Genomic DNA, 14,208 nt, shown 5'->3' on the forward strand with positions numbered 1-14,208 from the left:
GCAGAAGCGCCGTACCTGAAGCACAACCCATGCACCGAATGGCCGTCAAAACTTACGTTCAAACTTGGCCAGCGCATCTTCTAGTTGCCACTGCAACTTGGCCTTCGGACTTTGCTCCAGGAAGCGTTCGCAACGTGCAGTGGCTTTAACAACTCCAGGTCGATTCTCAGCACAGTCAGCCGCCGGCTGACCACGCTCCACATCCTTCCAAAGCCCCGCCCCCTCCACAAACGCATACTGCAAACTATTGCGCGCCATGGTCTTCAACTGCCGGTAGCTGATGTTCTGCTCCTGCACCGCTTTCACATACTCATGCGTCATCTCCGAGCGGGACACGCCCTCGTCATCGGTCGCCAAAGCAGTGGGCACGCCGTACTTGAGGTAAGCCGACAGCGGATGCTGGGTGCCGCTGACACCCAGGATGCCGGTGTTGCTGGTCAGGCAGATCTCCACCATGATCTTGTCGCGTGCCATGCGTTTGAGCAGACCCACGGCGTCGTCTTCCTGCATCACGGCCACGCCGTGGCCTATGCGGGTAGCGTGTCCCTGTTCAATGGACTGCCGGATATGGAAGCGCAGGCCTTCGGGCGGCACCAGTCCGGGCGCAAGCTCACCGGCGTGCAGCGTGACCTGCACCTTGGGGTAGACGCTGTGCAGGTAGTCCAAGAGGCGCATGTGCAGCGAGAAATCGCGCATCGGCACCAACGCGTCTTCTGGCATCACCAGATTCAGGCCAACCACTTGGGATTCGGCACGGCTGGTCAGCTCGAAGCCCGCCAACATCTGCGCAAAGACGATTTCCTTGGGCAGGCCCCGCAGCACCTGGTAGAGGTAGCGCACGGCGACGGCGCAGCCGGGCGATGCCTGGGGCGTGCCGCAGCGCAAGAGTTCGGCTTTGCGTGCGCCGGCGCGGGCCAGTTCGTCGGCAGCAGCTTTGGCTGCATCGGGCAAGCCGTTCTCCAGCATGGTGGCGCGCATCTTCGCAAAATCTTCGTTCCAGCCGGCCTTGGCGGCGACCTTGGACACTTCCGAGCCAGCTGGCGTCAGCATCAGCTCCAGGTAGCTGACGTTGCCTGCGCTGGCACGTGCCGCCACCTCTGCCAACATGTCTCCATTGCGGTTGCGGTTGGCGCCACCAAATTTTCCAAAGCTGTCGAAGAACTGGTCGTGGCCGCTCAGGCCCGACGTCTGTGCGTTGCGCATGGACCAAGCGTCAATCATGCGGCGGTACAGCAGGCCATCTGCCTGCGCTTCCTTGGCACCCACCTGCCCTTGCGCAGCGTCGCAAGGCGGCTTGACCACGGTCAGCGTTTTTGTGTCCACGCACAGGCCGTCTTCGGCCGCCCAGCCGATCATCGATTCGGCATAGATAGCGCCGGACAAATGGCTGTGCAGGTCGCCGCCTTTGGGCATGTCTTTCAAAAAGGCCCACAGCTCGGGCGGCTGCGTTTTGACGTTTTTGAAGTGCGCTTCAGTACGCTGTTGCGCGGTGGCAGCTGATTTGGCGGCTTGGCCAAACGCGGGGGCAGTGATAGTGGCAACCAGGGCCAGGCTTGTGCAGAGCGCCTTCCATGGCGGGGTGTTTGTATTTTTATTCATAGTATTGGTGCGCAGACCTGCTGCGTAAAAAGAGAAAAGCCCCACTGAAGGGGCCATCATTCGCGGTGCAGTATCTATTTCTGCGGCGCTTCGCCGGCGGTGGGTGCCGGCTTCTTGCTGTTGAATTTAGCCGCAACCTCTGCCTGCTTGCGTTTGCGCTCGGCGTTGGTGCGCTCTAGTTGCGCCTGGTTGGTTTTCTTCATGTTGGGATCTTTCCCGAATACGCCTGCCATAGTGTGGACTCCTTCGTTTCAGTCTAACTGAAAATTTGCGCCTTTTGCCTGTGCAAGCCCATCCCGGGGGTGCTCCACTTTTTATAGCGGGTTACGCACAGCTGACGGGGGCTACAGGCCGTTTTATTCTATGCGATGGCTTCAGGTGCTGCCCCGCACCAGCACCTCATAGCCCAGGTCCACGCAAGGCGACGCCACGGCCTCACCCCGCATCAGCGCCATCAGCATGGTAGCCGCTGCATTGCCGATCTCGGCACGTGGGGTGCGCACCGTGGTCAGCGGTGGCAGCATCTGGTCGCTGCCGGTCAAGTCGTTGAAACCGGCAACGGCCACGCGCTGCGGCACGGCAATACCCAAGCGCAACGCAGCCAGCAGCGCGCCCTGGGCCAGGTCGTCGTTGCAGAAGAAGATGGCATCCACGGCAGGATGTTGGCCCATGATCTGCTCGAACATGCGTGCACCCAGCGAGATGGATGAAGGCGCGGGGTTCAACCACTCCAGCGTGGTGTCATACAAGGCCGCGGCCTGCAGGGCCTTGCGCCAGCCTTCCAGCCGCTGCAGCGTGCGCGGGTCCAGTTGCGCCGCGGCAAAGGCGATGCGTTGGTGGCCACGGCCCAGCAAATGGCGGGTCAGCTCTTCACCGGCATCGGCCTGCGAAAAACCCACGCAGTGGACTCCGGCCGTGCCGGACGCCTCCATCAGGTGCACGCAGGGCACGCCGCTCTGCGCTATCAGGTTACGGGTCGCCTCACTGCGCTCCAGGCCGGTGACCAGCAGGCCCGCGGGGCGGTGCAGCAGTTGCTCGCGCAGCAGCGTCTCTTCTTCGGCCGGGTCGTAGTGGGTCACGCCAATCAGTGTCTGGTAGCCGCCCTGGCGCAATGTGCGCTGAATGCCTTCCAGCAGATCGACGAACAGCGCATTGGACAGCATGGGTATCAGAACCGCCACGTGCGAGCCCACACCCGACGCCAGCGCACGCGCAGCCGGGTTGGGCAGATAACCCAGCTTGGCCACCGCGGCTTGCACGCGGGCCACCAGCTCCGGGTCTACCGCCCGCTCACCGCGCAAAGCACGCGACACGGTGATGGGGCTGACGCCTGCAGCATGGGCAACATCGGCCAGCGTGATGCGGCCGGTGGCGCGGGAATGGGCGGCGTTGGGTTTCATGGTCCTAGGGAAAATACGGATGGTTGGTCTGCAATATTCACATAGGATAGCGCTATCCAACAGCAAATGGCAGGCGGACAATCCCTAGGTAGCAGGATTTTTTTCTGCACTGGGGCTTTTCCCAACCCGCTATTTGCCTTTTTATAACCTTGATTGGATAGCGCTATCCAGTTTAATGCAAAACATGGATGCAATAGTGATCATGGGTGTGGCCGGTTGCGGCAAGTCCAGTCTGGCGGCGGTGGTCTCACAAGCCGCCGGTTTGCCGCTGGTCGAGGGCGATGATTACCACAGCCCTACCAACCGCGACAAGATGGCCCGCGGCGTGCCGCTGACCGATGCCGACCGCGACGGCTGGTTGGCCATACTGTGCAACCAACTACGCCAACACCCCCTCGGTGTGGTGATGACCTGCTCGGCGCTCAAAAGGTCCTACCGTGTCCGCCTGCGCGAAGCAGCACCCGGTCTGCGCTTTGTGTTCATGGAAATCCAGCGCGAGCAGGCTTTATTGCGCGTGGCCGCACGAGGAGGAGCGCACTTTTTCTCCACCACGCTGGTGGACAACCAGTTCACGACGCTGGAGGATCCCACCGCAGAGGCCGGCGTGCTGAAGGTGGATGCTACTGAACCACTTACACAGCTGCAGAGCCAGGTCAGCCACTGGCTGCAAAAACCCCAGGAAACCGTATGAGCGACAACACCGTGCCCACACCTGCTAAGCCCCCGGGGCACTTCGAGCGCGTCACCAACACCTTGATGGCTACCTGCCTGGGTGTGATGGCCGTCTCGGTCTTTGTCAATGTGGTGCTGCGCTACGGTTTTGGCAGCGGCGTGGCGGCCAGCGAGGAGCTGTCGCGCCTGCTCTTCGTGTGGATGGTCTTCATAGGCGCCACGGCGGCCTACCCGGCTGGCGAGCACATGGCCTTTACCAGTTTGGTCGGCATGTTGAAAGATAAACCGCTGGCCTTGCGGCTGATGACCGCGCTGATACGCGTGGCCGTGATCCTGGGCTGCACGCTGGTGGGCTGGGGTGCCTGGCAGCAAGTAGGGGTGGGGCTGGACAGCAAGTCCGTGGTGCTGGGCTACCCCACCGCCCTGCTCCCGCTGCCCGCCCTGCTGTGCACCGCCGCTATCGGCGTCATGGCAGTTGTTGAACTCATAAAACAAACACCGCTGGACCTGGGTCACGGCGCAGAGGTCGAATAAATATGTACCCCCACGTTCACATTCGTTCACTGCCCCCCGAGGGGGCCGCAGCCCTCCTAGAGGCGGCTCGTCGGAGGTCTGATGTCTAACGAAGGACTCGCCTTTATCGTTTTCTCCGCCGGCATGTTGGTGCTGATGGGCATTGGCATGAACATGGCACTGGCTCTGGTGCTCACCGGCGCTGGCATGGCCTGGGTGCTGGGGTTTTGGGACACGCAATTGCTGGCGCAAAACCTGGTGGCAGGTGTAGACAGCTTTCCGCTGTTGGCCGTGCCCTTCTTCATCCTGGCTGGCGAGCTGATGAACAGTGGCGGCATCAGCCGGCGCATCATCACGATGGCCCAGGCCTGGGTTGGCCATATCCGCGGCGGACTGGGCTATGTAGCGATCGGCGCCGCCGTGCTGATGGCCAGCATGAGCGGCTCGGCCCTGGCCGACACGGCAGCGCTGGCAACCATCCTGATGCCGATGATGCGTTCGCAGGGCTACCCCATGCACACGTCCGCCGGCTTGATCGCATCGGGCGGCATCATCGCGCCCATCATTCCACCGTCCATGCCGTTTGTGATTTATGGCGTAACGACGAATACATCGATTTCCGCACTGTTCCTTTCGGGCATCGTCCCGGGGCTGATCATGGGGGGGGGCTTGATCGTGGCCTGGAGATATGTGTTGCGGGATATGGACCTGCCCCAAGGCACACCGTTGCCCATGAAAGAGCGCCTGCGCGCCACGCTGAAGGCTTTCTGGGCCATGCTGATGCCCATCATCATCATTGGCGGCATGAAGAGCGGTGTCTTCACGCCAACCGAGGCGGCTGTGGTGGCTGCGTTCTATGCGCTGGTGGTGGCCCTGTTCATCCACCGCGAGATGAAGGTGGTGGAAGTGCATGGCGTGCTGGTGCGCGCCGCCAAGACCACCGCCATCGTCATGTTCTTGTGTGCGGGTGCCCAGGTGGCCAGCTACATGATCACGCTGGCCGACCTGCCCGCCACCCTCACCGGCTGGCTGGGACCACTGGTAGATAGCCCCAAGCTGCTGATGCTGGTGATGATGATTGTGCTGATCGTCATCGGTACGGCGCTGGACCTGACACCCACCATTCTGATCTTCGCCCCGGTCATGCTGCCCATAGCCGTCAAGGCTGGCATAGACCCGGTGTACTTTGGTTTGATGTTTGTGCTCAACGGCGCCATCGGCCTGATCACCCCGCCAGTGGGCACCGTGCTGAACGTAGTCGCAGGCGTCGGCAAGCTCTCCTTACACCAGGTCATCAAGGGCGTGAACCCCTTCCTGCTGACCTACACCGTGATCCTGTTCCTCTTCGTGCTGTTCCCGCAGATCGTCACTCTGCCAGTGGCGTGGATGCGATAGACGGATCCATTGACAAACACAAGCTTTCAACCCAGGAGACAACCCCATGACCACAACCCTCATTCGCCGCACACTGATTGCTGCCACCACCGCTGCCTTGCTAAGCGCATCTTTCAGTGCAGTAGCGCAGGACATCAAACCCCGCCTCATCCGCTTTGGCTACGGCCTCAACGAGCAAAGCAACCAGGGCCGCGCCGCCAAGGTATTTGCTGATGCCGTGGACAAGGCATCTGGCGGTAAAATGAAGGTGCGCGCCATTGGCGCCGCCGCGTTGGGCCCCGATACACAGATGCAGCAGGCCCTGATTGGCGGTGCGCAGGAGATGATGGTGGGGTCGACAGCCACCCTGGTTGGCATCACCAAAGAGATGGCGTTGTGGGATACCCCGTTTTTGATAAGCAACACCAAAGAGGCCGATACGCTGCTGGACGGCCCGATTGGTGACAAGATCCGCAACAAGTTGCAAGAGAAAGGCCTGGTCGGCCTGGTGTACTGGGAAAACGGTTTCCGCAACCTGACCAACAGCAAGCGGGCCATCACCAAGATGGAAGACCTGGGTGGCGTGAAATTGCGGGTCATGCAAAACAATGTATTCCTCAGCAGCTTCCAGACCTTGGGCGCGAATGCCGTGCCAATGGCATTCTCCGAACTCTTCAGTGCATTGGAGACCGGCACCGTGGACGGGCAAGAAAACCCGTTCAACACCATTCTGTCCAGCAAGTTCTACGAAGTGCAAAAGTACATGACGGTGACCAACCACGTCTACAGCCCCTGGATCGTGACCGCCAGCAAGAAGTGGTGGGATCAGTTGTCCAAAGACGAGCAAAAGGTGCTGATGGACGCTGCCAAAGTCAGCCGCGACTTTGAGCGTAAAGACACGCGCGACGAAGCCGCCAGGGCGGTCGGCGACCTCAAGGCCAAGGGCATGCAGATCAATGAGCTGTCGCCCGCCGAATCCGCCCGCATGCGCGACAAGTTGACCAAGGTCTACGCATCGATTGGTGCCGACATCGGCATGGACTTGTGGAACGAAACGCAGACCGAGCTAACCAAGATACGCGCCAAGAAGTAAGAAACTTTCACCTACCGAACCCAGGCGGGGAAATATCCCAGCGCCTCTTGCACCGCGGCGTCGTGAGCGGGCACCACCACCACATCCGGGTACAGGCGCATCACATCGCGCACTTTTTCCACGCTGCGCAGTGTCTGGTCGCGGTCCCGGTCCACAACCATGCTGGCTGCCCAGAACTTGGGTGCACCGGCCTGTACGGCACCGGTCTTCCAGGCCACATCGCCGATGAAGAAATAACACTTACCGCTGTCCCCGGTGACAAACATACCGATCGACCCGGCGGTGTGGCCGGGCATGGCCACCAGCACCACGCTGCCGTCATTGAACAGGTCCAGGCTCTGTGCATACCCCTTGTAGGCCACAGGCTGCAACTGCAGCGCCGTCCAGCGGGTGGATGGGTTTGCCACCTGGGAGGGCCAGGCGCTACCCGCACCGGATTTGGCGTCAACAATCGTTGGCATCTCCTCAGCAGATGCGAAGATTTGTGCCTCGGGGAAATCCGGCACACCGCTGGCGTGGTCCCAGTGGCTATGGCTGACGATGACGCGTTGCACCGGCGCAAAACCCGCCGCGTCAAGCTGCTTGCGGGCCGGCTCCACAGGCTTTTCGTACTTGAAGCCTATGCGCGCCCAGTAGGGCATGTCCTGCGCGTACTGCGCGTCAATGTTGGCGCCCAGGCCAGTGTCCAACAACAGGTATTCGTTGTTGTGCTTGATCAAAAACGCCGAGAAGTTGGTGTCAATCTTCTTGGTCAGGCTGCCATCGGGCAACAGCAGGCGCTCGGTCACCGATACCTTGCCGGTTTTAATGACAGAAAAGCCTATGCGGGGCCGTGCAGCTTGCGCCTCGGCCGGTTCCTGAGCCTGTGCAGCGCCGCACAGCAGCGCGGCGGCCAATGTGAAAGACTTGAACAGTGAAGAATGTGTCATGGGAATACTGATGAGTGAACGTACGGGAACTCTAAAGCCTGGACTATGCTCCAAGGTCAAGCAATTTTTTATACGATGAATATCAGCGAACTCGCCAAGGCCAGCCAAGTGTCGACCGACACTGTGCGCTATTACGAAAAGCAGGGCCTGATTGCCGCGCCCACGCGCCAGCCCAACGGCTACCGCGCCTACACTGCAGCGCATGTCGAGGCCATGCGCTTTGTTCGTGGGGCGCAGTCGCTGGGGTTTTCGCTGACCGAAATCCGCACGATATTGCCGCGGTTCACGCGAGGGCAATTCGGCCGAGCCGACATAGAACAGCAACTCAACGCCAAGATGGCCGAAATCGATGCCCACATTCGCCAACTGCAGACGCTGAAGAAAGAGCTCAAGGCCACGTTTGCATCACTGACCTGCGCACCGGACCAATTGCTCAGCACCGCGCAAGGAACGGCGATCGATTCCGGTAGCGGTGCAGGCGCCGCGCGGGCCCGCAAGTCGTTCACCAAACCGGCCACGCAGTAGACGCCGTCCTTTGACCCATGGCCGACCCCAAACCAACCGACACCCCCACCCCACACGCGAACGGCAGCCTCACCGCGCTGATGCTCGCCAAACCGCGCAGTGTGCCCATCACCACCGGCCTAGTGGCTGTCAACGTGGGCGTCTTTTTGATGATGCTACTAGCCGGGGCGGGCTTTTGGCACACGCCCAACGGTGTGCAGCTGGCGTGGGGAGCCAACTTTGGGCCCGCCACGCAAGATGGGCAGTGGTGGCGGCTGTTCACTGCGCTGTTCATCCACTTTGGTGTGGTCCATCTGGCACTCAACATGTGGGCTCTGTGGGACGTGGGCCGCTTGGTGGAGCAGCTTTTCGGCCGCTGGCGCTTTGTGACGCTGTATGTGCTGAGCGGCCTGCTGGGCAATCTGCTGTCATTGGTTTTGCATGGCAACCAGGCTGTGTCGGGCGGTGCGTCTGGTGCCATCTTCAGCCTGTACGGCGCGCTGCTTGTCTTTTTGTGGCGCGAACGGCGCAATGTGGAGCCCGGAGAGTTCCGCTGGCTGTTCGGCGGCGCCGCGGTGTTTGCATCGCTGATGCTGGGCGTTGGCTTCGCTGTGCAGGGCATAGACAACGCAGCCCATGGCGGCGGCCTGGTTGCCGGCGCGCTGCTGGGCCTGGTATTGGCGCGGCGATGGGGGCCCGATGGTGCTGCCATACCGCGCCACCTCTGCGGCGGAATCGCAGCGCTGATGGTGCTGGCCACCGCCGTCCTGGTGTGGCGCCTGCCCGAGCCCAGCTACCGGCTGGGCGAAGAGCAGAAGGCCCGCGACGCGATCCAGCAATTCCTGGCGGAAGACCAGCGCGTCAGCCGGCGCTGGGGCAGCCTGCTGGCGCGCGGGCCGGGCACGGGCGAGACTTTTGACGAGCTCGCAGGCCACATTGACGCCGAGGTAGCCGCCGTTTATGAGCGCAGCTTTGACCAACTGGTACTGGCGCAGCCCGGCGGTGCGGCGCCATCGGCACCCAAGCTGGAGTTGCTGCAGAACTACGCCAATGAACGTGCCGAGGCCGCGCGTGCGCTGGCGCAAGGGCTGCGCGAGCAGGACTCCGAGCAGATCCGCCAGGCGCTGGAACACGCACGCACGGCCTCCGCACCTGCCGCAAAAAAATAATAGCGAGTTGCCCGCAGTGTGCGGAGACGCACCGATTGCAGCGATGCAAACGCCTACCCTTGGAACCCTCTCACTCTACAAGGGGAATCATGGTGATTTTTGCTAATGCTGGCGTCTATCCAGGTGCTCGGCGCCCACCCGTACTGTTAATGGATTGGGAGCTTGCAGGTATCACGCCTCCGAGTATGCACACGCCCGTCCCAGAGATTCCTCCCACATTGCCGCCAGAGATGCCCGGCGGCCATGAGCCCTTGGGCGCCCCCCCTCCCACTGAAAATCCTGTCCCGATGCGGGAACCTCCGATGACATTGCCGCCACAGTCGTAAGCGCGCGCTATGGAAGGTGCGTCCCCGTCCGCTGCCACCGCCAAGCAGCGCTGGCAGCCACTCATACACCGCATTGGCAACTGCCATTGCGGCTACCCGGTTTTCTTTCGCAACTACCTGTGCCTGCACTGCGGCAGAGCGCTGGGGTACGAACCCGAAAAGGCACGCGTGTTGTCGCTAGAGCCTGTGGCCAAGGGCGATGACCGCTGGCGTGTTGCCGGCGAATCGGCCGAGAGTACGCTGTACAGGCGTTGCGCCAATTTTGGCCTTGCGCCCCAGTGCAACTGGCTGGTTACGGTGGACGACGCGCAAAATCAAATGAACGACCCGAAGGCTGAAGAGCATCAACAGATCCAGTCTGACACGCTATCTGTAGACAGCGTCCCGCACGAAGGGCTGTGCCAGTGCTGCCGGCTGAACCGCATAGTGCCAGACCCGAACATCGCTGACAACGCGCCCCGCTGGCGCAAGGTCGAAGTAGCAAAACGCAGGCTCGTCTCGTCGCTGATCGCGCTGGGCCTGCCGGTTGCCTCGCGGGTGGGCGAAGACCTGGAGCAGGGGCTGGCCTTTGACTTGCTGGTGGAGGTGGCGCCCACGCCCATCACCACAGGTCACAAAGACGGCATCATCACAATCAACCTTAAAGAGGCAGACGATGCAGCGCGTGAGGCCATCCGGTCTGCGTTAGACGAGCCCTACCGCACGGTACTGGGCCATGTACGACACGAATCGGGCCACTACTATTGGGCCCGGCTGCTGGAGCACAGCCCGTGGCTGGAGCCGTTTCGTGCGCTCTTTGGTGACGAACGCCATGATTACAGCGAGGCCCTGAAAAAACACTATGCCCAAGGTGCTGATCCGCAGTGGCAGGAAAACTGTGTCAGCGCGTATGCAAGCTCCCACCCTTGGGAGGATTGGGCCGAAACCTGGGCGCACTACCTGCACATGGTGGACACGCTGGACACTGCCCTGGGCTCAGGAATGGATAGCGAGCACGTGGACCTGCTGAAAGACCCGTTCGGCGCGGAGGTGCTGTACCGGCTGGACGGCGAAACAGAGGGCGAGGTCAGCCAGGCCGACCATGCCTTCCTGAATTTTTTCAACGCCTGGGCTGGACTGACCAGTGTGCTCAACGAGTTCTCGCTCGGCATGGGGCTGCCGGACTTCTACCCCTTTGTTCTCAGCAAGCGCTCCATTACCAAACTGCATTTTGTGCACCGGTTCATCCAGGCATGCAGTGCGGCGCGCGGTACCGGCCTGCCGCCCGCGCTGGCCAACGCCGGCGCTCCTGCGGCCAATACACCCGAGGCGCCCAGTGAAGACCACACCAGCGACGCCGCTCAAGCGCTGGCCTGAACCAGGTCCCAGAGGTTGCCAAACAGGTCTTCGAACACGGCCACGGTTCAATACCCGCCCGGTAGGTATGGAAGTCGCGCCAGAAGTCTGCGCCCGTTGCCCAACCATGGCTACAGTTGCTTGGCTAGCACTACGTCATCGGAACCCAGCGCCAAAACCTCGTCCAGGGTTTCCATGAACTGGTCCACACGAATGGGCTTGGTCAGATAACGGAAAAACCCCGCCGCCAGACCTTTGGCAATATCGCTGGGCATGGCATTGGCACTGATGGCGATAACCGGTATCTGCGCAGTGGCAGGGTCGGCTCTGAGAATGGCCAGCGCCCTGGTGCCGCTCATCCCCGGCAAATTGATGTCCATCAAAATGACATCGGGCCGTACGCTGCGCGCAATCTCGATCCCGCCAGCTCCGTTCCTGGCAGACAACAAACGCATATCGGGGCGCCGTTCAATCAGCGCCTCCACCAACATCAGGTTGGCGGGGTTGTCCTCCACATACAGCACGGTGCGGACGTGGGGGCCAGCTACCACGTGCACAGGTGCCAGCGCTGCAACATCCACATCCCCCGTGGCTTGAAGCTGCGCGGCCAGTTCGAGTTCTATCCAGAAGGTGCTGCCCTCACCTACCTTACTATCGACGCCTATGGTTCCACCCATCAACTCCATCAGCCGCTTGCACACCACCAGGCCGATACCGGTCCCTTCCTCCGTGGTGGCCTCCTGACCGAGTCGGTTAAACGGCTGAAACAGCTGTACAATTTTTCCCGCGCTCAGGCCTTCACCGGTATCGGCCACGCCAATGCGCAAGCGCCCGGGCGTGTTCGTCGCCAGTGACACCACCACCGTGCCGCCCGACCGGTTGTACTTGATGGCGTTTGAAAGCAGGTTGATCAGCACCTGCTTGACCCGCGTGCGGTCCGCATTCACACAGTAAAAGCGGTCGAAGACAGGGAAATCCACTCGGATCTCACGCCGTTTGGCCTGCGACTCGACCATGGTTTCGCATTCGGCCATCACCTCGGCCAGCGACACAGTTTCAGGCGTCAGCATCAGCTTGCCGGATTCAATGAGGGCCAGGTCCAGAATCTCATTGATCAGCTCCAGCAGGTACCAACCCGCCTGCAGGATCTGGTCTGTAGAGCGCTTTTGCGCGGTGGTGGGTGCGGGGTCTCCGGACTCGATGAGCTGGGCAAAACCAAGGATCGCGTTCAGCGGTGTGCGCAGCTCATGGCTCATGCTGGACAAGAAGTCGGATTTGGCCAGATTGGCCTTCTCGGCGACAGACTTGGCCATCTCCAGCTCGATGTTGTTCTCTTGCAGCGCCTGGTCCAGCAGCTTGCGCTCTGTCACGTCGCGCGCAGCGGCAAACACCCCCTGCAGATTGCGGTCGCGGTCGTAAAAGGTGGTGGCGTTGTATGACACCACGGTCTCCTTGCCGTCCCGGGTGCGTGCTGTCAGCTCGTAGTTGGCGACCTTGTTCTCTTTCAATACGCGTTTGATACCGGCTTCGGCCCGCAAGGGGTCGGTGAAAAAGCTTTTGAACGGTGCACCAATCAACTCGTCGCGTGTGCAGCCGGTCAGGGCTTCCATTTGCTTGTTCACGTCGGATATGACACCGGCAGGGTCAGTGGTCATCAGCGCGTCGATATGGGATTCGATCAACGAACGGGTGTAGAACTGCTGGTCGCGCAGACGCTGGTCCAGCTTCTTGCGTTCGTCTTCCACCTGCTGGCGTGCCGTGTTGTCGGTGCCAATCAGCAGGTAACCAATGATGATGTTTTGCGCGTCGCGCAGCGCCGTGACCGACACCACCGCAGGCAGGCGACTTCCATCCTTGCGGATGTAGGTCAGCTCGTAAATGTCTTCAATGCCGCGCGAAGCTTTGAACACCAGCGCCTCAAAGCCCGGAGTGATGGTGGTGTCCAGCTCCAGGCTCAGGGTCTGGGCGCGCTCAATCACCTCTTGGGGATCGGAGATGTCGGCCGGTGTGATCTTGTTGACCACGTCGGCGGCCGTGTAGCCCAGCATGCGCTCGGCCCCAACGTTGAAAATCTGGATCACACCCGTGGCATCAGTGGCAATGGAAGAAAAATTGGCGCTGTTGAAAATGGCGTTTTGCAGCGCGCCGGCCTTCAGCAGGGCCTCTTCTGCCTGTTTGCGTGCAGTGTTGTCGGTGCCGATCAGCAGGTAGCCGATGATGACGTTTTGCGCATCCCGCAGCGCCGTGACCGACACCACGGCCGGGAAGCGGCTGCCGTCCTTGCGGATGTAGGTCAGCTCATAAATGTCTTCGATACCGCGTGCTGCCTTGAACACCAGGGCCTCAAAGCCGGGCGTGATGGTGGTGTCAAGCTCCAGGCTCAGGGATTTGGCGCGTTCTATCACTTCCTGCGGGTCGGAAATATCCGCCGGGGTGATCTTGTTCATGACGTCGGCTGCAGCGTAACCCAGCATGCGCTCTGCACCCACATTGAAAATCTGGATCACGCCCTTGGCATCGGTGGCGATGCTCGAGAAGTAGGCGCTGTTGAAGATGGCGCTCTGCAAGGCCCCGGCCTTGAGCAGAACCTCCTGGTGCTGGGCGTCAACCGCGCCGTCCAGGGTGCCTACAGCGGGAGGCTGTGGCTGCGTGTGTTCTGTGTCGGACATGTTCCATTTCCAAAATAGCGCATACCTACCTGAACATGAAAATGGCTCAGCGAACCTGCATCAATTAACTGAAGCGCCTAGCACGAATGCATGGGGGCGCACAAGGGCCAAGCGTACATAGGGATGCACTTTTTGCTATGTGCGGTAGCGCACATAGCTTTGATTTGGGCGGAAATGCGTTACCTGGAGGCCCATAGAGGGCTCAGACCTTGGATTGCACCAGATCCCATAGATTACCGTACAGATCTTGAAACACAGCCACGGTTCCATAGTGCTCTTCCTTTGGCTCGCGCACAAAAATCACGCCCTGGGCCTGGTAGTTGTTGAAGTCACGCCAGAAGTCGTCGGTGTACAGGAACAGGAAAACACGGCCACCCGTCTGGTTGCCCACGCGCGACGCCTGCTCATCACCCACTGCACGCGCCAGCAACAGGCGCAGTCCGTTGGAGCCCGGCGGAGCCACCACCACCCAGCGCTTGTTCTGGGCGGGCATAAGCGTGTCTTCGACCAGCGTAAACCCCAACTGGTGGACGTAGAAACGGATGGCTTCGTCGTAGTCGCGCACGACTAGGGAGAGCTGGCCGATGGATTGCTTCAAAGATTTGCTCCTGATTTAATAGCTGCG

At 61.0% G+C, this 14,208-nt stretch carries 13 protein-coding genes; 7 read left to right on the forward strand and 6 right to left on the reverse strand.

Annotated elements, in window-relative coordinates; genetic code table 11:
• Positions 1-45: 45 nt before the first annotated feature.
• From AC097P_RS16120 to gntR, 3 genes are all read right to left on the reverse strand, one after another.
• Entirely contained in the window at positions 46-1,599 is a 1,554-nt protein-coding gene (locus AC097P_RS16120; RefSeq protein ID WP_479611446.1) for an adenosine deaminase family protein, read from the reverse strand.
• 74 nt (positions 1,600-1,673) lie between these two features.
• Positions 1,674-1,832, reverse strand: coding sequence for a hypothetical protein (locus AC097P_RS16125; RefSeq protein WP_479611447.1), 159 nt, complete (start codon positions 1,830-1,832; stop codon positions 1,674-1,676).
• Between the two features lie 141 nt (positions 1,833-1,973).
• Entirely contained in the window at positions 1,974-2,999 is a 1,026-nt protein-coding gene (gene gntR, locus AC097P_RS16130) for an HTH-type transcriptional regulator GntR (protein ID WP_479611448.1), read from the reverse strand.
• A gap of 184 nt (positions 3,000-3,183) precedes the next feature.
• Between gntR and AC097P_RS16135 the strand changes: the two genes are divergently transcribed.
• The 4 genes from AC097P_RS16135 to AC097P_RS16150 all read left to right on the forward strand — a co-directional run bounded on the left by AC097P_RS16135 (position 3,184) and on the right by AC097P_RS16150 (position 6,651).
• On the forward strand, positions 3,184-3,690 hold the full coding sequence (locus tag AC097P_RS16135) for a gluconokinase (protein ID WP_479611449.1): 507 nt from the start codon (positions 3,184-3,186) through the stop codon (positions 3,688-3,690).
• Entirely contained in the window at positions 3,687-4,205 is a 519-nt protein-coding gene (locus AC097P_RS16140; RefSeq protein ID WP_479611450.1) for a TRAP transporter small permease, read from the forward strand. The genes AC097P_RS16135 and AC097P_RS16140 overlap by 4 nt, the downstream gene beginning before the upstream one ends.
• Positions 4,206-4,286: 81 nt before the next feature.
• Positions 4,287-5,579 carry a TRAP transporter large permease gene (locus tag AC097P_RS16145; protein WP_479611451.1) on the forward strand — a complete coding sequence of 431 codons (1,293 nt, stop codon included), beginning with the start codon at positions 4,287-4,289 and terminating at the stop codon, positions 5,577-5,579.
• 46 nt (positions 5,580-5,625) lie between these two features.
• Positions 5,626-6,651 carry a TRAP transporter substrate-binding protein gene (locus tag AC097P_RS16150; RefSeq protein ID WP_479611452.1) on the forward strand — a complete coding sequence of 342 codons (1,026 nt, stop codon included), beginning with the start codon at positions 5,626-5,628 and terminating at the stop codon, positions 6,649-6,651.
• 11 nt (positions 6,652-6,662) lie between these two features.
• Here the strand turns inward: AC097P_RS16150 and AC097P_RS16155 are convergent, their stop codons facing one another.
• Positions 6,663-7,580, reverse strand: coding sequence for an MBL fold metallo-hydrolase (locus AC097P_RS16155; RefSeq protein WP_479611453.1), 918 nt, complete (start codon positions 7,578-7,580; stop codon positions 6,663-6,665).
• A gap of 75 nt (positions 7,581-7,655) precedes the next feature.
• Here AC097P_RS16155 and AC097P_RS16160 point away from each other — a divergent pair, with 75 nt between their 5' ends.
• The 3 genes from AC097P_RS16160 to AC097P_RS16170 all read left to right on the forward strand — a co-directional run bounded on the left by AC097P_RS16160 (position 7,656) and on the right by AC097P_RS16170 (position 10,935).
• Positions 7,656-8,105, forward strand: coding sequence for a heavy metal-responsive transcriptional regulator (locus AC097P_RS16160; protein ID WP_479611454.1), 450 nt, complete (start codon positions 7,656-7,658; stop codon positions 8,103-8,105).
• Between the two features lie 17 nt (positions 8,106-8,122).
• On the forward strand, positions 8,123-9,253 hold the full coding sequence (locus AC097P_RS16165) for a rhomboid family intramembrane serine protease (RefSeq protein ID WP_479611455.1): 1,131 nt from the start codon (positions 8,123-8,125) through the stop codon (positions 9,251-9,253).
• 335 nt (positions 9,254-9,588) lie between these two features.
• Positions 9,589-10,935 carry a zinc-binding metallopeptidase family protein gene (locus AC097P_RS16170; RefSeq protein WP_479611456.1) on the forward strand — a complete coding sequence of 449 codons (1,347 nt, stop codon included), beginning with the start codon at positions 9,589-9,591 and terminating at the stop codon, positions 10,933-10,935.
• Positions 10,936-11,045: 110 nt separating this feature from the next.
• Here AC097P_RS16170 and AC097P_RS16175 read toward each other — a convergent pair whose 3' ends face one another.
• Both AC097P_RS16175 and AC097P_RS16180 read right to left on the reverse strand, forming a co-directional pair.
• Positions 11,046-13,583: a PAS domain S-box protein gene (locus AC097P_RS16175; RefSeq protein ID WP_479611457.1), complete on the reverse strand. Its 2,538-nt coding sequence runs from the start codon at positions 13,581-13,583 to the stop codon at positions 11,046-11,048.
• Between the two features lie 202 nt (positions 13,584-13,785).
• Positions 13,786-14,181: a VOC family protein gene (locus tag AC097P_RS16180; RefSeq protein WP_479611458.1), complete on the reverse strand. Its 396-nt coding sequence runs from the start codon at positions 14,179-14,181 to the stop codon at positions 13,786-13,788.
• Positions 14,182-14,208 lie beyond the last annotated feature (27 nt).

This window comes from Rhodoferax sp. ZS1R8, assembly GCF_056521325.1.

Bases quoted from the DNA above. Each gene is read 5' to 3' on its own strand.
- AC097P_RS16125 (WP_479611447.1), bottom strand. From the start codon at position 1,832: ATGGCAGGCGTATTCGGGAAAGATCCCAACATGAAGAAAACCAACCAG.
- AC097P_RS16155 (WP_479611453.1), bottom strand. From the start codon at position 7,580: ATGACACATTCTTCACTGTTCAAGTCTTTCACATTGGCCGCCGCGCTG.
- AC097P_RS16140 (WP_479611450.1), top strand. From the start codon at position 3,687: ATGAGCGACAACACCGTGCCCACACCTGCTAAGCCCCCGGGGCACTTC.
- AC097P_RS16150 (WP_479611452.1), top strand. From the start codon at position 5,626: ATGACCACAACCCTCATTCGCCGCACACTGATTGCTGCCACCACCGCT.
- AC097P_RS16165 (WP_479611455.1), top strand. From the start codon at position 8,123: ATGGCCGACCCCAAACCAACCGACACCCCCACCCCACACGCGAACGGC.
- AC097P_RS16120 (WP_479611446.1), bottom strand. From the start codon at position 1,599: ATGAATAAAAATACAAACACCCCGCCATGGAAGGCGCTCTGCACAAGC.
- AC097P_RS16135 (WP_479611449.1), top strand. From the start codon at position 3,184: ATGGATGCAATAGTGATCATGGGTGTGGCCGGTTGCGGCAAGTCCAGT.
- gntR (WP_479611448.1), bottom strand. From the start codon at position 2,999: ATGAAACCCAACGCCGCCCATTCCCGCGCCACCGGCCGCATCACGCTG.
- AC097P_RS16160 (WP_479611454.1), top strand. From the start codon at position 7,656: ATGAATATCAGCGAACTCGCCAAGGCCAGCCAAGTGTCGACCGACACT.
- AC097P_RS16145 (WP_479611451.1), top strand. From the start codon at position 4,287: ATGTCTAACGAAGGACTCGCCTTTATCGTTTTCTCCGCCGGCATGTTG.
- AC097P_RS16170 (WP_479611456.1), top strand. From the start codon at position 9,589: ATGGAAGGTGCGTCCCCGTCCGCTGCCACCGCCAAGCAGCGCTGGCAG.
- AC097P_RS16175 (WP_479611457.1), bottom strand. From the start codon at position 13,583: ATGTCCGACACAGAACACACGCAGCCACAGCCTCCCGCTGTAGGCACC.